The organism is uncultured Aquimarina sp., from assembly GCF_947492405.1.
Taxonomy (GTDB): domain Bacteria; phylum Bacteroidota; class Bacteroidia; order Flavobacteriales; family Flavobacteriaceae; genus Aquimarina.
Window position 1 is genome coordinate 79,146 of sequence record NZ_CANLMP010000009.1, and the last position, 21,328, is coordinate 100,473.

A 21,328-nucleotide genomic window follows, 5' to 3' on the forward strand; every position below is an offset into this window, starting at 1 on the left:
CAGGGATTAGTTGCTGTTGGAATATATAACCGCTGTTAGCAGCGCAATACGATTATATATTTAACACACAAGATTCATGAAAAACACTAACTTATTTTTAGTTCTACTATTTGTCTATTCAGGGATAGTAGCACAACAGGTCCACACTTCTTATTTGTGGCATATGCAACAGCCTAATTATTGGCCTGAGAAAAGTAAAGAAAACCCTAACCGCTATCAGACTGTTCTAGAGTCTCATAATCTAAAAATTTCTGGTGATTCCTGGAATATATATGATGATGGAATAAGTCATCCATTAAATAACTTGGAAGAGATTTTTGGGAAGAATGACCGCGTAAAAGCATATCAGTATGGCCCAAAGAATTCTGTTCAAACTTTATTAGGATTACCAAATGGTGGTGCACAAGTTAATTATTCAGGTTGTCTGATAGAAAATGTAAATAGTTTGGGAGATGCAGGAGTTTGGGGATATAGTCAGGGATGGGAAAATAATTTTATAGAAGCTAAAAACTGGAAAACATCTGGAGGGCAACCTAGGATGGATTTAACGGGATTTACATTTCATCATGCGTTAGCACCATTAATAAGCGAACGTGCTTTGAGAATGGAATTAAAAACCCATAAATTAATAATGACTGAAACTTTTGGGGGAGAATATTCTAAAGGCTTTTGGCCGGCAGAATGTTCCTTTTCAGAAAGGATTATAAAGGTTTTAGTAGAAGAAGGTTTTCAATGGTCGGTTATAGCAAATAGTCATTTGTCACGTACTTTAAATGATTACCCATTAGATTATGGGACTTCTGGGGTTAATATTGATCCACCTAATGCGGCGGATAAAGTAGCTACTAATGGACAGAATTGGTGGAAAGGTCAAATTGATGGAAGAGGAGGAACTTTTGCTGCTCCTTATTGTTATCAAGCACATAAAGCACAATATATAGATCCGGAAACTGGTCAAGCATATAAAATGGATGTGGTTCCTATGGCTGATCTATTAAGTTATCAGAATGGATTCAGTTCTATGGGAACAGGAGAAATAGATGCGAATATTGCTCCTTTTAGTAATGCAAGTCAACCATCGATTGTATTGCTTGCCCATGATGGAGATAATGCTTGGGGAGGTGGAGATAGTTATTACCAAGAATCTGTTCCTGGATTTGCTAATGAAGCTGCTTCTAAGGGGTATGATCCTACTACAATACAACAATTCTTAAATTCTTATCCGGTTCCCGAAAGTGATATTGTAAAAGTAGAAGATGGATCTTGGGTTAATGCTGCTAATGATTGGGGACATCCTCAATTTATTAATTGGTTATGGCCTTTATATGATACTACAGATTATAGATTCAATCCAGATGGATGGACTGAGGATGCTAGAAACTGGGCTGTAATTACTGCTGCAGAAAACTATGTATTAACAGCAGAAGATAATAGTGGAGGAGTAGATTTAGCTAAAGTTATTGATCCTTCTTTTGGAGCTTCTAATGCAGAAAAAGCTTGGCATTTTTTCTTACCGTCTTTAACTAGCGGTTATATGTATTACGGAAAAGCAATTGATATGGAGGTTAAGCAGACTTTAGCGGGTAATATAGCAATAGAGCACGCGAAAGCTGAAATCGGAGACAGTCCAGAACAAGATAGTACACCGCCATCAGTATTTATACCACAACGTTTTCCATATAATCCAGGAGGAAAGGGTTTTGGACCTATTTATGCATATCAAGAAGTTCAGAATACTTCTGATTTCCACGTTTGGACATTTGCACATGATGTAAGTGGTTTGGCTTCAGTAGAATTAAAATATAGAACGGATAATGATGGAGTAAACCCTATTTCCGATAATGTGAATGATGTATATTCTAGTGGAGATGGTGTGAGTTCCTGGAGTAGTATCTCCATGGTACAGAAAGAATTCCCTAAAGGAAATGTAACACAAGATCCGGAAATAGACTTGTTTATAGAACCAACGGCAATTGCAGACTTGTGTTATGCAGAGATTAAAGGTCTGTCTAATGTATTAGTAGATTATTATGTAGAAGCTGTGGATACTAAGGGGAATGTATTTAAAACACCTATTCAGCATGTGTATGTTGGAGGATTTAATAACAGTGATGAAGTAACACTTACCGTTACTCCTGATTCTGGGAATTATGATGATGCGGTTGCTGTAATGATGGAAGGATCTACAACAGCTGATGCAGGTGGAGTGGTTGTTTATTATACCACGGATGGATCAGAACCAAACCAGTCTGGTATCCAGTACACTTCTACTTTTAGTCTTGGAGGTAATGATAGCGAACCTATCACACTAAAAGCTATCGCATATGATGCTGATGGAAACGCTTCAGAAGTGATTACCAGAAATTATACATTTGGTGATCTACCTTCTTATGATGTTCACTTTAAGAATACTTCCAATTGGAATCAAGTTTATGTGTATGCTTTTGATAAAAATAACAATGCGGCGTTACCTGGATGGAATTGGCCAGGCAAATTAATGACTAAAGAGCAAGATTCTCCTTGGTATATAACAACGATAGCAGAGTCAGTAGAAGTTGGTCTTGTTTTTACAAATGGAAATGGCGAACAATCGGATGATCAATTTAGAAACACAGATGGCTGGTATGTATATTCAGAAGATATTTGGTATGACCAATGCCCTTCGGATTGTCCGGGAGTTTTAGGATTGCCAGAATTGTCGATTACTCCTCCGGGAGGATCTTATGAGAGTAGCGTATCGGTAAATTTATCTTCTACGAATCAAGGAGTTATTTATTATACTACCGATGGATCAGAACCTTCAGATTCAAGTTCTTTGTATCAAAACGAATTAACTTTTACTGAAGATACTACTTTAAAAGCTATTGCTTATAATAGTATTGGTCAGTCTTCTATTATTTCTGAAGATTATGATATTGCTGAAACTCAATCATACACAGTTTATTACCGAAATATATCTAGCTGGAATGATGTATATGTGTATTTGTTTGACAAAAATACTAATCAGCCTTTACCAGGGTGGAATTGGCCTGGTAAACCTATGAATAGAGAACAATCTTCTCAATGGTATTCATTTTTAGTTGAAGATAATGTTGAAATAGGGATTGTTTTTAATAACAACAACAATGGAGGACAATCGGATGATTTAACTAGGGCAACAAACGGATGGTATGATCCATCTACTAATGAATGGTATGATTCGTGTCCAACAGCTTGTCCAGGTGATATTTCTGATGACGAATTGATAATTCATTTTAATAATAACAATACCAATTGGAATCCAGTAACCTTATATTATTGGGAGACAACTCCTATATCTTTAACTACTTCCTGGCCGGGTATCGAGATGACCGATATAGATGGAGACGGATGGTATGAATATACATTATCTGGTGTGGAGTGTGCAAAAGTTATTTTTAGTACTAATGGAGGACAGCAAACAGAAGATTTAGAAATATGCGGAGAAGGATGGTATGATAATGGTTGGGTAAGCAATCCTTTAAATAAACAACCTGAGACTGCTACAACCCTAATTTCTTCGCCGTACCCTAATCCTTTTCAGAATGAAATTAATTTTAATCTATTAGGAGAAGTAAAATCCCTCAATGTTACCGTTAGAGATGTAAAAGGAGCATTATATTACTCCGATACAATATCTAGTAAGAACGGAACAATATCAATACCTCTTGATGTTGCAAAAGGAATGTATTTTGTGAAATTCAGTAATAAAACTATGAATAAGGTTGTGAAAATTATCAAATAAATTTTCTCAGAATATCCCTAGATAAAACCCTTGTAAAGTTATTCTTTTCAAGGGTTTTTTTATGTAATAACTTAATCTAGCTCTTTTTATAAGATATAGAGTCACCAACTTTAAAATTCCATTGATCAGATAGTCCGGCGTTAATTTCTAAAACATATTTTGCGGGTTTTCCAGATGGTAATGACGATTCGTCAAGTGGTTTTGCGTTTTTCTGAAAACTTACAATCTTATATTGATCATCTATGTAGATTATGTCCAGTGGTATTAAAGTGTTTTTCATATAAAAACTTTGAGGTCTCATGTTTTCCTGGATAAAAAGCATGCCTCTTTTTTCTTCCATAGATTTTCGATACATCAAACCTGTTTCTCTTTCATAGTCGTTATCGGCAATTTCAATATCCAAAGTAACAATTTGATTTGGAATAGAATCCTTTAGGTTATATATAGAAAGCTCTCCCTCTTTAGTAAATTGTATTTCTTCAGTAATAATTTTTTTGTCGTTTTCTTTCTTACAAGAAAAAATAGATAAAGTAAAAGCAACTATAAATATTATAAAAATGTTTTTTTTCATTAGTATTTTCTTTTTGTCATTCTGGTGTATAGCGGAATTTATTTAGAATCTGAAAGTAATAGTTTTATTTTTGAATCGCAATTTCAAACAAAGACAAATCTTTGTTAAAAAAAAGCAGCACTTCAGATTTCTGAAGTACGACTTTTTCTTAACTAACCAGCATTTTTATTTCTCTGTTTATGTCTATAGAAAAGTACCGAGATAAGAAGAATAAGTATTACTAAAATACTAGGCTCACTCATTCTTGGAGTGTCTTCTCCAATGTCTAGATCTTTGTTGCCAGACAAAATTTGTTCTTGTTTCTTTTTGAGAATAGCTTTTTGAGCTTCATTTTCTACTACTAAATAAGAGGTCACAGGCGACATTACTTTAGTAGTGAAACTATGCTTTACCAGGTTTAACCATTCTTTTTTAGAGTTTTCAGGATACAAGGTTTGAGAAATCCACATACCTTGCATTGATAAAGCATCGGCCCAATTCTTTTCGAGTATTTTATTTTCTTTAGTTTTATGAGTTCCTTTTTTAATAATAATAGAAGGTTCGTTATTATTAGGGAGATATGTTATACTATTAGTGTTATCTCTATACTCGAGTACCGTTTTGTCAAACTGTTTTAGAGTAATAGTGTCAGTAATTCTTTTTTTAGGATTCGAAAGAAGCGAATGAGGTTGTAGCACTCCTTTTTCGGAGAGATCGTAGAATTCATTATTTTCAGGAAAAGTTATTTTGAAATCTGAAAAATCTTTATGTAATACTGAATTCTCGATAGAGTCAGTAATAACAATCATAATAGGATATGAATCCGTATCATTAAGATAAGAATTGAATAGTGTTTTTTTTATTGCTCTATCTAAATAAAACCCTCCTTCAAATGATTGATTTTTATATTCTTTTTCCCAGCTATCATTATATTCAGATGATGAAACATAAGTGTTTACATAACTGATCTTTGCGTTTTGAGAGAGTTCCTTATGCTCCGAAGTAAGTTTTTTTATTCTAGTACTAAAATTATTTATAAGGGTGTCTTTTTTTGCAGAGATATCTACAAGAAAATGGAAATAAGGTTTACGTTTTATTTCTTTAAGCTGTTCTTTTTCTTTGGAAGAAATATAAATAGTATTACCATTATTATATGAGGTGTTAATTACTTGCTGTGCTTCTTTACCGAGTGCTATTTCTTTTCCATCAATATTTAATGTAAATGGATCTTTATGAATAAATTCAATTCCGGTTTTTCTCGTTTCGTTCCTTGTAAAAGGAAAAACTCTAAACGCTACCTTATTTCCGGTTAGATAGTAAAGTAATCCAGGATCTTTATTTTCATTTCGTATTTGCGAGAAAACCCACATAGCGGATTTTTTTTCTGCTAATAATCCCATTTCTTTTCTGTCTCCTACATATAGATAATAATCACTAATCCAGCAACCAGTGGGTAATTTTAGTGTAGTAGCATATTCCTTAAACCCATTTGTTGAATCGTTGTTTGCAATTTCTAGATGAATCCAGCTTTTCCAAGCATTTTGTAATGGATCGAAAACACTTTCGCTTGTTATATTAGAAATTTCTACCGTATCGTTTCTTATGTTTTCTGAGAGAAATTCTGATGAAGGATCGCCATAAAATATATGTTCAATGATATCTATTTTGGCATTTGATAAAGTTAGATTTCCTAAGACAATCCAGTTATAAAAAGAAGATAGATATGGAGTTTGACCCGAATTGAAAATCTCGCCATTTCTTCTTTCTTTATGTTGCTTGACAGTGTTAATTGTGTACTTTAATGAATTTTTGTCTATCGAATATTGTTTGGAGTAATTAGGATTGTATACGTAATTGAGCGTTTCTTTTAGAGTGTTTTGATCTGATTTATACTGAATGGTGATGCATATCGGAATAACTAAAAAGCTAAGGATAGAAATTATACGTAATACGTTTACAGAGAAATGTTGTTTTAGTAAATTAAAACTGTTTACGAGTTCTTGGATATGAATTATAAATAAAATTAAAGGCGTTAGCATTAAGAATCCAGTACCAATTACAATTATTGCGATCACCGATAATGGTAGAAACGGAAGGAATACAATGAAAAAATATACGCTATATACAAATGTGATATTTCTACCTATAAATAGGGGTATTTGATACTTTATATTTGGACGATTAGGTAAGCAAACCAGAATACCATTGATAACAGCAATGATATAGAACCAAGGATCATTAAAATCACCAAAGAAACCAGAAGAATTATCGAATGCATTGAAATTAGATAATAGACCATTGTTTATTGCTAGACCTAGTAAAGGAAATAGAATTGATATGGGGATTTTCCAGGCTAATTCATATTTTTTCCATAAATTACCTTTTTTGGTTGCAAGTATGAAAAACCCTCGAATGATAAAAAAAAGAAATAATAAAGTTCCAGAAATTAAAAAGATCAAAAAAGCATGTACACTAAATTTATTTTCTACAGGTTTCCAAAGAGGTAATATTACTTGAAAAAAAAGATACCCACATAATGGAACTGCAATAGCTGCAAGGAAATTCTTCCCTGCATTGTGTTCTTTGTTTTTTGATGTAAGACGAATAACTATTATAAATAAAGAATATGCTATCGTAGGCATAAGAAAAGTTCCAACATACAAAGTGATATTACTGGAAACCATCCATTGTGGGATTGAGAATGGTATAATCTCATTCGAATATTCGTTATACACGTAGATAAAAGGAATGTATGCAAGTAGTGCTATAATAGCATAAAAAATCGAAACTTTTCTTTTTTTGATAATAAGAAAAATAGCATAAAGAAGATTTAGAAAACCTAATAAGAATAATATACTTCCGAAGGTTTTCCAGTGTGTTATATGAATATCATCCAGTAAGCTATGAATAATAGTAAATTGCCCAAAAAACAGGAAATATAATAGTACTATTGGAATCGTATTGATTATTAGAATCCACCTAGGATTAAGCAAATTTTGCATGATTTTTATATTTAATGATGATTTTTTCAAGCATCAGATACGTGATAATTAGAAACGATAAATTGATGAGGATTCCTATACTTTCGTGGATGACTGTGGTTTCTATGCTTAATAGAGAACTTAATCTGTTTTGTGCCACAATCAATACATAAATTCTAGATGTATTTACTATTATAGTTAAAACAAATGTAAAGAGAAGCGCTACCGGAATTGATGCTATTCTTTGTAAATGTGATTTAGCATATTTAAGTAGTAAAAACATAATCATGAGAAAAGATAGGACCCAAAAGTTAAAACCAGCACAAGATTTGTCAATTAATATATCGAGATGATTGTTATAATATCCCTCATTCTCTATGTAAACTGATGTAGATCCAGTTAATGAGCTAATTAATGTATCCGTTGGTTTAATTAAAAAGATTAAATCCTCATGGTTCGCATATTTAAAACCAAGTTTGAACACTAAAAAAAGAAAAATTCCAAGTATGTAGTATGGTACGTTTTTATCTAGGTTCATACTATTTTAGGTATTTGTATATGATTATGTTTTTATAAATACTAAAGCTACAATATATAAGATTATTTGGACTGAAATTATTCGGTCCAATCAATTTTTCTGGATATCATCATAATAGTTCCCAGTATTAAGAACAATCCAATGCTTCCTACGAGTAAGGCATAGTTTTCTAATTGAATAATGACAAAAATGAATGTATATAATGCTGTAAGCGATGCTGCTATGAGTCCCATAAATTTAAAACTTCTAAGAATTGCTTTAGAATAAATGGATATTAGTAATACAACCGCAATCCCGGCAGCTCCATATGCATAAAGAAAACTAGAGTGCTCAGAGATGGAGATCAATAAGGTATAAAACATAGTGAGCGCCAATCCAATCATTAAATATTGAAATGGATGAATAGTGATCTTGCTAACCGTTTGTATCAAAAAAAACACTAAAAAAGTCAGTGCAATGACCAGATATCCATATTTAGCAGCACGCTCACTCTTTTGATATTCATCTACGGGAATTAATAACTTAACTCCAAAAGCAGATGAGTTTATATGTGGTAGTTCTCCAAAAAACTCTTGTTCGAATTCTCTATTTATTTGTAATACTTTCCAGTTTGCTTTAAAACCATTTTCAGTGATTTCTTTAGTTTTGGTATCTGGTAAATAGTTACCATTAAAGCTTGGTGAAGCCCAGTTAGAGGCCATAGTTACATTGGTTTCTCTTCCCACAGGTATAAAGCGTAGTTGCTCACTACCGTTGACTTTTAAGTCCATTTCAAAATTGATCTGGTTTTCTTTAGGTAAAGAAGAATCCTTAAGAAATTTTGTCTCGAACCTGTTGGTATTGGTATTTTGAGTATATCTGGATTGTAATGGATAGTTTTCTGTGCCAATTTTTAATTCTAAATTACTTCTAATTCCCTTGGAGTTAGTAGAATTTACTATAACAGTAGCTTTGTTCCACAATATATCTTCTGATTTAATATCCTGTATTTCAAAATTTGGAGTAGTAAACGAACCCTTGATTTTCATATCGGCTGTATATACAACCGATTCATAAATACTTCTACCTAGATTTTCGGATTCCACATTAGTATTGATATCCAATGTGTTCGGAAAAAAGAAAGCCTGATGAACAGAAATGATATCTTCCCGAAGGTAAGATTTGGTCTTTTCGTCCCAGATTTTTTTAAGTTTATGAGTCTGATAAGGTACCTTCAGGATCGGTCCGTATAATAATACTTCATTCCCCCACTTTTGATTAATTTCACTTACTACTTCTTCTTGTCTGTAAGCTCTTTCTTGTATTAAATTTTTGATATAAGAGAGCGGAATTAACAGCACTAAAATTAATATGCCAACCATTAACATGCGTACGGTGATTGAGGTTTTTATCCATTGCCCGAAGGACTTTTTTTGTTTTTGAACTTCCATAATATTTGAAATTTATAGTGATTGTATTTTTAGTTATTTTCTTTGTTGTAATGATAGAACAGGTGATAGGTTATGATTAAAAAACCACCAAACCCAATAGTAAATGCCCAAGTGTTTATGTGTTCTATTGGGAATATGATTCGCTGAAATATATCTCCTAGAATATTCATTGGATTTTGGAGAAGATCCCAGCTATTCCATCGTAATATTCGTCCCATATAAATCCCAAATCCGCATAATAATAGTGTGAGATGTATTATGAAATTGGTTGTCTTCTTTGAAAAATGTTTTCGAAGTAATTCTTGCATAGTTCGTAAAGAAGCAAATCCCACAATCAATCCATTGATGGCAAAAGATAGAATCAGTAATACATCAAACCATACAGATTGTAAAGTACTGAGACGGATGTGTTGTAAATCGGTAAGGATATATGGAGCATTAGGAAGAAATGCTAACCAAAAGGTGAAGCCTATTCCAAACAAAAACCTATTCTGATGTATTTTTCTGAAACTTAATATTGTTGTTATTCCGTATGGAATGCAGGCTAAGAACAGATTCCAAACTAAGAATAAGAAAAAAATAGATTCTACTTTTGTTATTCTTATGTACAGAAGTATGATGCTGAATGTAACAGCGATACTGAAACCTTTAATAAAAGGTAATTGTTTATAGATTATGTTCATTATATGAAAGTATTATGAAAAGGGTTATTGACTACAATAAGAAAGTACCCAATGGTGATAGGAATATTAAGTAGGAATATCGATATGGTCGTTAGATTTTCTTTGTAATAATGATGATTTATAATTGTATTAGCTAACAGTCCAATGAAGGTAATACCATTAAGAGCTGCAGCGATTAACACATAAAATAATCCAATGATTATGACTTTATCCCAATAAGTAATGAGATGTAGTAATAAAAGAATTGTACCCAATAAAAAGCTGAAAGTTGCAATGATTAATGCATTTCTATTAATAGATTGTATTATTTGCATGATGTAGAAATTAAAAATGTGGTTCTTATAGTGTCTAGAGGTTGATCTAGTAATTTTTTGAAATCCAATTGATAAAATGTATATGCACTGCGCCCTTTTGTATAAGATGTTCTGAACATCTTGAATTTATCCGGATAGAGTAGGGTTCCAATGAAAATTACAGTATACAGGTATAAGCTTTTCTTGCCGTTGCCCAGAAGATAATATTGCATGGAGATTTCTTCAGGTACCGTGATTCCTGTTTTTGTCAATACGTGAAACACATCATGGTTTTCTAGTTTAGGTTGAGGTGTAAAATCATGTTGTAGTAAAAAACTTCCTAGATGAAACCCAAGACTGGTTGTGGGATATTTCAATAATTGCGATACTGATATGTCCCAGGGTTCTTCTTTTTTAAACCATTTTTGATATGGAATTTTACTCCATTCGTATAATATTTCTAATAAAATTGATCTCATTTTTTTGTTTTAAAAGTACTTTGAATTTCAAAGTTAAATGATAAAAAAAATATGCTCATTATATAGGGCAAATTATAATGTTATTGTTTTAGTAATTTTTCAATAGCTTCTACATGTTTTTTAAAAGCCTCACGACCTTTTTTGGTGGTACTGTACCTAGTGTTCGGTTTTCTTCCGATAAATGATTTTTCTACGACTATATATTCTTCTTTTTCCAAAGCTTTGGTGTGACTAGCTAGGTTACCATCGGTTGCGCCCAAAAGTTCTTTTAACATTTTAAAATCGGCATATTCATTTACCATAAGAATCGACATAATTCCTAATCGTATACGATGATCAAATGCTTTATTTATGTCGTTAATTATGTTTTTCATTTGGTGCCCCAAGATTAGTTTAGGATTTTATACTTGTCTTCTAATTATTGTTTTATTAATGAATTATTTATGATCTTATTTTTTACAATAAATAGCTTTTAAATCTTTTGTTAATTCGGCTTGACACTTTTTAAGTACTAAACTTGATATAGATATAGCATTTTTACCTTTTCTATAATCTTTATAAAAAGTATTCCAATGCTCTGGGAATAGTATACCCGATGCTAAAAATAAAATACAAGATATACTATAATTACCATTTCCAAATAAATAGGCTTGCATTCTTATTTCATCAATAGATGACATACTGTATCCTAATATAATGTGTTTCATGTCATGTTCTTCAAATTTTGGAATGATTTTTAAATGACGGCTATTTAACATTTTAAAAACATCATTTCCAATTGTTCCTTCAGGTAGTAAACTCAATTCATCTAATGTTACTTCGCTTCTGGATTGAAACAAATATTGTAATGGTTTAATAGCAATTGAAACTTTTAAATTTTCTATAAAAGTTTCTCTTAGTTTAGAGTATTTATTTGTTGCTTTTCGGTTGAGATTAAGTATCATCATATTGTTATTTAGAATAATCATGTGTAAAATAAATTAAGCTTCCGTATATAATATGCATTACGCCAAATCCGAGCACCCAAAACCAAAAACCAAAACCTGGATATATTGCACAGATCAATCCTAATATAATCTCTACATATCCTAAATATTTTACATTTCCGATAGTGTACTTTGAAGCATTTACCAGCGCAAGTCCATAAAAAATAAGCATCAAAGAACCAGTTAGACCATAATGATTACTAAAGATTTTGATCATGATGTAAATCCCACCTGTAATTAATGGTACTAAAAAGGCAGTGAGTAGTCTTTTAGAAGCACCATTCCATAAGGTTTCATTATTCTTCTTAGCTTTTCTGCTACTCAGAATCACTGCAGTTATGATGCTTAACAGAGCAATAGCAGCCAAATCAATTAAGATGTAGTTAAATATTTTTCCATCTAGAATTAAGTATTCTCTTCCACTAATGCTAACGAGGTAATAGGCGATACCTGCACCGATTAATGCGTAGATCCCTGCTAGAATTCCAGATAAACCACTTAGAGAGAAAAAACGAGATGATTTATTCATCATGTCTTTGATCTCTGTGATATCTTTTAAATAATCTTCTGTGCTCATATTAAAAGTACTTTGAAATACAAAGTAAAATTAAATTATTGAATTGTGCAAATGATTTTTTAGATTTAGTAAATAAATAGTAAAGGCTTGTTTAATGAAACCAGCAGAAGAGTATATTTTAAATCAACCAGAACCATTTAAATCAATGTTACTTCATTTACAAGTAATTATTGAGGCTACCTTACCGGAAGTCGAATTGTTATATAAATGGAGAGTACCTTTTTATTATATTGGTAAGAGTCCAATTTGTTATCTAAATGTAACAAAGGGATATGTCGATGTGGGTTTTTGGGGAGCCCAATATTTTACAGACCATGTTGATAAACTAGTTACTGATAAAAGAAAGTATGTAAAGTCTTTTCGGTATCGTAAACCAGAAGAGATAGACGAGCAAGTTTTTGTAACGATTCTTCAGCAGGCATATACCTACAGAAATGAAAAATTTATTACAGATTAATTATCTGTTTGATTAAAGAAGAACTAAATAGATTTAATTATTGGAATTGGATTTTCTGCTAACATTCTCCATTTTTCTCCTACTTTTCCAGCCGTATCCTGAAGTTGTTTAGTTGTGTTAGCTTTGACTTGTGCTATATATTCTTTTCTATGCTTTTCTGCATTAGCTTTACATTTTTTTTCTAAAGCCTTTTTTCCGGCTTCCCTGCCTATATACTTGGATTTCTTACCAGTTTTTGAATCAACATAGTAGTAACTGTAAGAACAGATTAAATCACCTGTACTTGATGCTGTACAATCCGGATAGATCTTCAAACCGGATATTTTTGTTACTCTCGAAGCAGCAAGTTTAGGAATTACGGTGTCTATATGAGTAGCATATTCTCTGGCCTTTTGGGATAAGGTTTTCGCATAAGGAGAATTAGAAGGGTCCGTGAGGTGATTAGGATCTTGTAATGCTCTCTCTTGGAATAATGCAATATGTGTGCTCGCAGCAATTAAGAAATTTCCTAATGCCGCGTTTGCATAACGTTCTTCTTGAAAAATAGCTAGAATTTTGGTGTATAGTGTATGATTATAGAATTCAAGTTTGGATTGTAATGTCTCCTTGGGCGTCTTTGGGTCTTCTGCCAGATGTTTATATTCACTAGATATATAATCTAATATGCCACTAAGTTCTGCATAGGTGTCTGTAAGTGTCTTTCTATCCAGTTCTTCAATAATAATTTTACGAATATTGTCATAAATTACCTGCCAATTAGTGTCACCACCATTTGGCCATACCATTGCGAGTAATGCTGCGCCTAATATATTTAATGGAGGAGGTGCTGTTCCCATAAGTGCATCAAGCAAAACTTTCACTCCTTTGGTCCAATCTGCATCTTGCGCATAAACTTGTCCAGATAGTAGGGATAGGTTTATTAAATCAGACGGCATTTCGATATCCTCCTGAGAAATATCTTTTAGTTTTCCATCTTCGATAATCAGATCTGGTCTAAAAAAATACAGCGTAGATTTATTAGTTACTCTTTTTACAAATGGTGTTCCTTTTTTGTAGTTTTTCCAATCTTCTAACAAGTAAGAAGCGGTCTGACCATTCGGTACTATTTCTTCACCTATACCTAATGCTATGACAGCATCAGTTTCTTGAATAAAACAATCAATCTGTTGTTTCAGATTTTGTTGTATCTCCAATCCGTTAGAAATATTTTCTATAGTAGCTATTTTTGGCTCTAAGTCTGCACTAAGATTTGAAGTAATACTTTGTATCATTTCTTGTGTTCTTAAAACTTTGACCTGGTCTTCTATGTTCGAAAAAGTCATGGTTTTACTTGTGGGAGGTTTGCATATTTTTTCGTTAACATAACCTTCAAGATTATTTAATTCAGTTATCTTATTAAAAACGATATGAACTCTACTGGACATAGCTGTTGTTTTTACCAAAAATTATTACAAAACAGATTTGTTTAAAGCACTTTACTTTACCATAAATATACACTAAATTTTGTCTATGGTGTTGATAATCAATAGTCAATTGATTGTAAGTTTGACATAATGATTAAAGGAATTGGTTAACTATAGCGTTCTGTTAAAAGCTAAAAGTCTAAGATATAAGTTGTTGCATTTCTTGATGAAATGTGCTAAATAACTAATTTTCCACTCGGATTTTTTTAAATGAAGTCTTCGATATGGATAATCAGATTGGATACTAGGATAATAAGGTTTTTTGAGAAATAATTATAGTGTGTTCACTGTTTGTCTGATAGCAACCAAATTACTTAATAATTTTTCTAAATATTGGAGATCTAACATATTTGCTCCGTCACTTTTAGCATTTGCAGGGTCAAAATGTGTTTCCATAAACAAACCATCCACACCTGTAACCACTCCTGCACGTGCAATAGTTTCTATCATATCGGGTCTGCCTCCCGTTACTCCGCTAGATTGATTAGGTTGTTGTAATGAATGTGTTACATCCAGAACTGTAGTTGCATATTCTTTCATAGTAGGTATTCCCCTAAAATCTACGATCATATCTTGATATCCAAACATGGTTCCTCTATCTGTTATCATTGCCAGATCACTACCACTATCTTTTACTTTTCTAACCGCATGTTGCATCGCTTCAGGGCTCATAAATTGCCCTTTTTTTAAGTTTACAGTTTTTCCGGTTTTTGCAGCAGCTACAACTAAATCTGTTTGTCGAACCAAAAAAGCAGGAATCTGTAAAATATCAACATACTCCGCAGCCATTGCAGCATCTTCATTCTCATGAATATCTGTTACGGTTGGAACTTCAAAAGTTTCTCCGACTTTACGTAAAATCTTTAACGCCTTTTCATTTCCAATACCAGTAAAACTATCAATACGGCTACGATTTGCTTTCTTAAAAGAACCTTTAAAAACATATGGAATTTTTAACTTAGAAGTGATTTCTACCACTTTTTCGGCAATTCGCAATGCCATTTCTTCACCTTCGATGGCACAAGGTCCAGCAAGAAGGAAAAAATTATTAGCATCAAGGTTTTTTAGATTTTTGATCTTAGAAAGTTCCATAACGATATTTTAAAAAAGCAAAGATATGCGTTTTAATAATCGTATGAAAAGTTTACATCATCCAATAAGAAATTTTATGATCAGAATAATTTTAAAAGCATGCATTATTTGTTTTTCAGCTGTTTGTATTATTGGTAGATAGTCTTCCGGATCACGCATTTCGACTGAAAATATAAACGGCTTCGAAAGGTAGATTTAAATCCCTGATTTTGAGGATTTTTCAATATTTTTAATTTAACATACAACCTATTAAAATATAACGTACATTTGCACCCTTAAATTCAGGCGTATATGACTGCTATAAAAAACATTGCTATTATTGCTCACGTAGATCACGGTAAAACTACCTTGGTAGACAAAATTATGTATCACTGTCAATTGTTTCGTGAAAACGAGAATACAGGAGATTTAATTTTGGATAACAACGACCTAGAGCGTGAAAGAGGAATTACGATTACTTCGAAAAACGTTTCTGTTACTTATAAAGGAACAAAAATTAACATTATTGATACACCAGGTCACGCCGATTTCGGAGGAGAAGTGGAACGTGTATTAAATATGGCTGATGGAGTTTTATTGTTGGTAGATGCTTTTGAAGGACCGATGCCACAAACACGTTTTGTACTTCAAAAAGCAATTGACCTTGGTTTAAAACCTTGTGTTGTTGTTAATAAGGTGGATAAGGAAAACTGTACACCAGATGAAGTACATGAAAAAGTATTCGATTTAATGTTCGAATTAGGAGCAGAGGAGTGGCAGTTGGATTTCCCTACTGTATATGGTTCTGCTAAGAACAATTGGATGAGTGATGACTGGCAGAAAGAAACTGATAGTATTGAACCATTATTAGATATGGTAATGGAACATATTCCTGCACCAAAAATTGAAGAAGGAACATTACAGATGTTAATTACATCTTTGGATTTCTCATCATTTACAGGTCGTATCGCAATTGGACGTTTACAAAGAGGAACTTTAACTGAAGGAATGCAGGTTTCTTTGGTGAAACGAGATGGGACGATTAAGAAATCTAAAATTAAAGAGCTTCATACTTTCGAAGGTTTAGGAAGAATGAAGGTTGATAAAGTAGAAGCCGGAGATATTTGTGCTTTAGTTGGTTTAGAAGGATTCGAAATAGGTGATACAGTTGCTGATATCGAAAATCCAGAAGGTTTAAAAACAATTGCGATTGATGAACCAACAATGAGTATGTTATTTACTATTAATGATTCTCCATTTTTTGGAAAAGATGGTAAGTTCGTTACTTCTAGACATATCAAAGAAAGATTAGAAAAAGAATTAGAGAAAAATTTAGCACTTAGAGTTAATGAAACTAATAGTGCAGATAAATTTTTAGTTTTTGGTAGAGGTGTACTTCACTTATCTGTTCTTATTGAAACAATGCGTCGTGAAGGATATGAGTTGCAGATAGGACAACCACAGGTAATCATTAAAGAAATTGATGGTGTTAAGTGTGAACCGATAGAAGAATTAACCATTGATTTACCTGAGAACGTATCTGGTAAAGCGGTTGAAATGGTAACAATGCGTAAAGGAGAAATGTTAAGCATGGAAGCCAAAGGTGAGCGTATGGTTTGCGAATTTATGATTCCTTCTAGAGGTATTATAGGATTGCGTAATCAGTTACTAACTGCTACCGCTGGTGAGGCGATAATGGCACACAGGTTTAAAGAGTATCAGCCGCTTAAAGGTGATATTCCTGGTCGTATTAATGGATCATTGGTTTCTATGGAAAAAGGTTCTGCAATACCTTACTCAATTGATAAGTTACAAGATAGAGGTAAGTTTTTTGTAGATCCGGGAGAAGATATTTATGAAGGACAGGTGATTGGAGAGAATTCTCGTGGAGATGATATGGCGGTAAATATTACTAAGACTAAGAAGTTGAGTAATGTACGTTCTTCTGGTGCTGATGATAAAGCTAAAATTGTTCCTGCTATCAAATTTTCTTTAGAAGAAGCTTTAGAATATATTCAGAAGGATGAATATGTAGAAGTGACTCCTAATCATTTACGATTAAGAAAAGTATTCTTAACTGAAGTAGAGCGTAAAAGAAATAAGATCGTATAATCTAATTTCTAATTTTATATACAATTAAAAAATCCCGAGGAAACTCGGGATTTTTTGTCGAAATTATGGGGTAATTATGGTTTTGGGATCAATTCGTTTTTGAGGGGTAAATTATTTATTTTTCAATATTTTTTATCTTCGACAAATGTAAAGGTTTAAACCAATGAATAACTTGTAAAATTCTTTAAAATAACGGTAAAATACTTTTTTTATCGATTAAATACACTTTTTTTCTTGTTTGAATCAAAATTTCGCAATAAAACTAATAAAGAGTTTTTACACCATTTATGATGGTTACACCTATTTTTTAATGCAAAACATTAAATTTTTTTCTATAAATACTGCGGGGTGGGTGGCTTTTTAGATTTACGGGGTAACCGTTGTCTATAATCATTACTAATGATATAAAATAAGGTGTAAATTTTATTGCCTTTTTGTAAGAAAAAACGCAACTGTTTTTTCTTGTTAGCTAAAAGTAAGACTAATATTCCGAATACTCAAACAAATTAAGTATTTTCACTTTCCTAAATAATTATTTTGCAAACGTATACGATTAAGAGATATCATAAAGATGATTATTCTTTATGGAATAGTTTTATAGATAATTCTAAAAACGGTACTTTTCTATTTTATAGAGATTTTATGGAATACCATTCGGACCGATTCCAGGATTTTTCTCTATTGATTTATGATAAAAAAAAAATAATTGCTGTTTTTCCTTCTAATATAAAAGATGAAAAAATATATTCTCATCAAGGACTTACCTATGGAGGGTTGGTGTTAGGGAAGAGTATAGGAGGAGAGAAAGTAAGAAATATTCTTTCTGATGTAATTGATTTTCTTCGTTCTCATACAATTGATTGTTTGTATGTTAAATCACTACCTATTTTTTACCATCAAAAACCATCTAATGAATTCGCTTTTTTCTTTTCAGAATTTGGTGCAGAACTCTATGGTAGAGATCTTAATCTGGCAATTGATTATAATTTACCTTCTACCATTCATAAAAGTAAACTGAAACATTATGAAAAAAGAAGGAATATTGGCTTTGAGATAATGGAAGTGGATGATTTTTCAGGCTTTTGGAATGAAGTATTGATTCCAAGATTACAAGAAAGGCATAGTACTAAGCCAGTACACACTCTAGAAGAAATTCATTTGCTTAAAGATAAATTTCCTGAATCCATAAAACAATTTGTCATTAGTTTGGATGATGAAATTTTAGCAGGAATTACTATTTTTAAGACTAAAGAGGTCGTAAAATCTCAATACGGAGCTGTTACGGATCAGGGTGAAAAACATAGAGCACTTGATTTCCTTTTTATTTCATTGATTAATCAATATCGGGAAGAAGGTTATAGATTTTTTGATATGGGTACGGTAACTGAAAATAACTTTGGACTACTAAAACAGAAAGAAGAATTAGGATGTGAAATCTACACACAGGATTTTTATAGATTAGATCTTTAGTCCAAATAGGTGTTGGGTTTTCTAAAAATTGGTTTTCCAAGTTTCCGCATACTTTTTAGCAATTTCCACATAGTTATGTTCTTTTTCTATAAATGCTCTGGCATTTTTACCAATTTCTTTAATTTCACTTGGATTAATAAGGAGTTGCTCTAGATCTGCTGCGATTTTATTACTATCCGGAGATGTGTTAATCGCTACAGTCTCCCGTAATTTGTAGTGTTTTATAAAGGCTGCTCCAGCACCTGTGAAAACTACTTTTCCCATAGCCATAGCTTCTAAAGCATTATATCCTTGGTCATGAGCTTGCGCTTGATCTAAAATAATATGAGCCGATAAAAAGTGCTTTATATATTCTTTATAAGGTAGGTCTTTGGTCGTAATTACTTCGAATTTATTTGGATATTTTTGAGCGATGATCTCTAATGCTTCTTCAAAATATCGGTTTCCTTTCTTTAGGTAATTAGCGCTATTAATTCCGTGTAATATTTTTATTTTTCTGTTGTTTCCAAAAGGAACAACTTCAATTTTATCAATATTTACAGGATTAGGAATTAATGATAATGTTTTAGAAGTGTTTTCATAGGCAATATGATATTCTACACTAACGGGAATAACACCTTTAATGTGTTTAAAAACAAAATCATGAATTTCTTTTTGTTTGTTGGATACAAACTTTAATGTATGTCTATAGGTCGTTTTTAGATTCGGATTGTCTAATAAAGGACTGACTGTACTATATGCAAATTTTCCTGAAAGTAAGTACGATATATATCTATAATCATCGCCACAAGCAAGTAAAAAGACATTTTTATTATTTCGAAAAAGGAATGTTAATAGCTTTTTTTCAAAATAAGATCCAATATTAAAAGGAGTTTCGTTAATCAATTGAACAAAATCATAGTTTAATAAGGATTTTTTATTTCTACCGAATCTTATAAAAGTTTCAATAGATGCGATATCAACCGAGGTAACTTTAAAGATTACGTGTCTGATTTTATTTAGAAGAAAATTATTTTTTATAAACTTTCCATCTATATCAATATCTACAGGGTATTTTTTAAAAAGATCACCATTACCAATAATAGTTACCTGATGTCCATTTTTTATCAAACCTTCTTTAAGCGAATTATGTAGCCGACTATATTCTCCTACTAGTAATATGTTCATTAAAATAATATTAAGTCTTTATGTGTAACGTAAGACTTTAAAAAAATATGACACGTTTTTATGGGGGTACACAAAAACAAATATCTTTGTTGTAAAGGTATTTTTAATATTTTAATAATAAAAACAGAGTCCTGCCGAATTATTTTGTACTAATAGAATTAATAAAGGTAGTTAGATATTTTTGATAATGACAAACAATAAACCGTCGATTCCATTTTTAGATCTACATAAAATTAATAGTCGTTATCATGAACTACTTAAAAACCGTTTTTCGGATTTCTTAGATTTGGGCATTTATATTAAAGGAAGTTTTGTAGAAAAGTTTGAGAACACATTTGCTGGGTTTTGCGGTGCTAAACATTGTGTTGGTGTTGGTAACGGTCTAGATGCACTGACACTCATTCTAAAAGGATATATTGAAATAGGTAAAATAAATCCTGGTGATGAGGTAATTGTAGCAGCAAACACATTTATAGCGACAATTTTGTCTATTGAATATTCTGGACTCAAACCTGTATTGGTAGAACCAGATGAAAAGACTTTTAATCTGGATGTTTATCAGATTGAACAAAATATAACTGATAAAACTAAAGTAATTCTTCCAACGCATCTTTATGGGCAATTGGCACAAATGAAAGAAATAAATGCGATAGCTAAAAAACATGGTTTATTGGTTGTTAGTGATGCCGCTCAGGCGCATGGAGCTAAAAATAATGATAATGGTGTAGCAGGGAATCTTTGTGATGCTTCTTCTTTTAGTTTTTATCCGGCTAAAAATCTTGGAGCATTTGGAGATGCAGGTGCAGTGACTACTAATGATGCAGTTTTAGCAAAAGTTGTAAGAGATCTTGGAAACTACGGTTCGTCCATAAAATATGAAAATAATTATCTGGGAGTAAATTCTAGATTAGATGAGTTGCAAGCTTCATTTTTGTTAGAAAAGCTTGAAAATCTAGAAGATGATAATAAATTACGAGGGCAAATAGCTAAACAATATTTGTCAGAAATTAAAAATGAAAAAATTCAATTACCATTTTGGGATGGATCAGGAAATCATGTATTTCATCTTTTTGTTATAAGAGTTGCTGATCGTTCTGGATTTTGTGATTATTTAGAAAAATCTGGGATAGGATACCATATACATTACCCAATTCCGCCACATCGCCAAAAAGCGTTAAAACAATTTTCTGATCTGTCATTACCAATCACCGAAAAAATACATGAAGAAGTAGTAAGTATTCCTCTGAATATAAGTTTAGAAAATTACCAGATCGAGCAGATAATAATGACACTTAATCAATATTAATA

Annotated in this window: 18 protein-coding genes; 5 read left to right on the plus strand and 13 right to left on the minus strand. The window is 32.0% G+C overall.

Annotated features, from left to right (window positions below; translation table 11 throughout):
- Positions 1-76 precede the first annotated feature (76 nt).
- Positions 77-3,763, plus strand: a complete 3,687-nt coding sequence (locus Q0829_RS25065) for a starch-binding protein (RefSeq protein ID WP_298548214.1) — start codon at positions 77-79, stop codon at positions 3,761-3,763.
- 76 nt (positions 3,764-3,839) lie between these two features.
- Here the strand turns inward: Q0829_RS25065 and Q0829_RS25070 are convergent, their stop codons facing one another.
- The 10 genes from Q0829_RS25070 to Q0829_RS25110 form a co-directional block, all read right to left on the minus strand.
- On the minus strand, positions 3,840-4,334 hold the full coding sequence (locus Q0829_RS25070) for a DUF192 domain-containing protein (RefSeq protein ID WP_298548216.1): 495 nt from the start codon (positions 4,332-4,334) through the stop codon (positions 3,840-3,842).
- A gap of 152 nt (positions 4,335-4,486) precedes the next feature.
- Positions 4,487-7,315 carry an MSEP-CTERM sorting domain-containing protein gene (locus Q0829_RS25075; protein ID WP_298548218.1) on the minus strand — a complete coding sequence of 943 codons (2,829 nt, stop codon included), beginning with the start codon at positions 7,313-7,315 and terminating at the stop codon, positions 4,487-4,489.
- Entirely contained in the window at positions 7,299-7,832 is a 534-nt protein-coding gene (gene xrtK, locus Q0829_RS27635; protein ID WP_366893997.1) for an exosortase K, read from the minus strand. The genes Q0829_RS25075 and xrtK overlap by 17 nt, the downstream gene beginning before the upstream one ends.
- A gap of 77 nt (positions 7,833-7,909) precedes the next feature.
- On the minus strand, positions 7,910-9,262 hold the full coding sequence (gene creD / locus Q0829_RS25080; protein ID WP_298548220.1) for a cell envelope integrity protein CreD: 1,353 nt from the start codon (positions 9,260-9,262) through the stop codon (positions 7,910-7,912).
- Positions 9,263-9,291: 29 nt separating this feature from the next.
- A complete protein-coding gene (locus Q0829_RS25085) occupies positions 9,292-9,945 on the minus strand; it encodes a DUF1361 domain-containing protein (RefSeq protein WP_298548222.1) in 654 nt (217 codons plus the stop codon).
- Positions 9,945-10,259 carry a hypothetical protein gene (locus tag Q0829_RS25090; RefSeq protein ID WP_298548224.1) on the minus strand — a complete coding sequence of 105 codons (315 nt, stop codon included), beginning with the start codon at positions 10,257-10,259 and terminating at the stop codon, positions 9,945-9,947. Before Q0829_RS25090 ends, Q0829_RS25085 begins: the two co-directional genes overlap by 1 nt.
- Positions 10,250-10,717, minus strand: a complete 468-nt coding sequence (locus Q0829_RS25095) for a Coq4 family protein (RefSeq protein ID WP_298548227.1) — start codon at positions 10,715-10,717, stop codon at positions 10,250-10,252. Before Q0829_RS25095 ends, Q0829_RS25090 begins: the two co-directional genes overlap by 10 nt.
- A gap of 80 nt (positions 10,718-10,797) precedes the next feature.
- Entirely contained in the window at positions 10,798-11,091 is a 294-nt protein-coding gene (locus tag Q0829_RS25100; RefSeq protein WP_298548229.1) for a transcriptional regulator, read from the minus strand.
- A 75-nt stretch (positions 11,092-11,166) separates the two neighbouring features.
- Positions 11,167-11,661: a hypothetical protein gene (locus tag Q0829_RS25105; RefSeq protein ID WP_298548232.1), complete on the minus strand. Its 495-nt coding sequence runs from the start codon at positions 11,659-11,661 to the stop codon at positions 11,167-11,169.
- A 7-nt stretch (positions 11,662-11,668) separates the two neighbouring features.
- Positions 11,669-12,280, minus strand: a complete 612-nt coding sequence (locus tag Q0829_RS25110; RefSeq protein WP_298548235.1) for a hypothetical protein — start codon at positions 12,278-12,280, stop codon at positions 11,669-11,671.
- 94 nt (positions 12,281-12,374) lie between these two features.
- On the opposite strand from Q0829_RS25110, the gene Q0829_RS25115 reads away from it, so the two are divergent.
- A complete protein-coding gene (locus Q0829_RS25115; RefSeq protein WP_298548237.1) occupies positions 12,375-12,737 on the plus strand; it encodes a DUF1801 domain-containing protein in 363 nt (120 codons plus the stop codon).
- Between the two features lie 23 nt (positions 12,738-12,760).
- Here the strand turns inward: Q0829_RS25115 and Q0829_RS25120 are convergent, their stop codons facing one another.
- The gene (locus tag Q0829_RS25120; protein WP_298548240.1) at positions 12,761-14,161 is read right to left on the minus strand and encodes an insecticidal delta-endotoxin Cry8Ea1 family protein; all 1,401 of its coding nucleotides are present in this window, start codon (positions 14,159-14,161) and stop codon (positions 12,761-12,763) included.
- Between the two features lie 312 nt (positions 14,162-14,473).
- On the minus strand, positions 14,474-15,292 hold the full coding sequence (kdsA, locus tag Q0829_RS25125) for a 3-deoxy-8-phosphooctulonate synthase (RefSeq protein WP_298548242.1): 819 nt from the start codon (positions 15,290-15,292) through the stop codon (positions 14,474-14,476).
- A 291-nt stretch (positions 15,293-15,583) separates the two neighbouring features.
- Between kdsA and typA the strand changes: the two genes are divergently transcribed.
- Positions 15,584-17,383 (plus strand): translational GTPase TypA, encoded by a 1,800-nt coding sequence (gene typA, locus Q0829_RS25130; protein WP_298548245.1) that lies wholly within the window; start codon positions 15,584-15,586, stop codon positions 17,381-17,383.
- A gap of 537 nt (positions 17,384-17,920) precedes the next feature.
- Positions 17,921-18,853 carry a GNAT family N-acetyltransferase gene (locus Q0829_RS25135; protein ID WP_298548247.1) on the plus strand — a complete coding sequence of 311 codons (933 nt, stop codon included), beginning with the start codon at positions 17,921-17,923 and terminating at the stop codon, positions 18,851-18,853.
- Between the two features lie 21 nt (positions 18,854-18,874).
- Here the strand turns inward: Q0829_RS25135 and Q0829_RS25140 are convergent, their stop codons facing one another.
- Positions 18,875-20,020 carry a glycosyltransferase gene (locus tag Q0829_RS25140; protein WP_298548250.1) on the minus strand — a complete coding sequence of 382 codons (1,146 nt, stop codon included), beginning with the start codon at positions 20,018-20,020 and terminating at the stop codon, positions 18,875-18,877.
- A gap of 187 nt (positions 20,021-20,207) precedes the next feature.
- Between Q0829_RS25140 and Q0829_RS25145 the strand changes: the two genes are divergently transcribed.
- Positions 20,208-21,326 carry a DegT/DnrJ/EryC1/StrS family aminotransferase gene (locus tag Q0829_RS25145; protein WP_298548252.1) on the plus strand — a complete coding sequence of 373 codons (1,119 nt, stop codon included), beginning with the start codon at positions 20,208-20,210 and terminating at the stop codon, positions 21,324-21,326.
- The last annotated feature ends 2 nt before the right edge of the window (positions 21,327-21,328 follow it).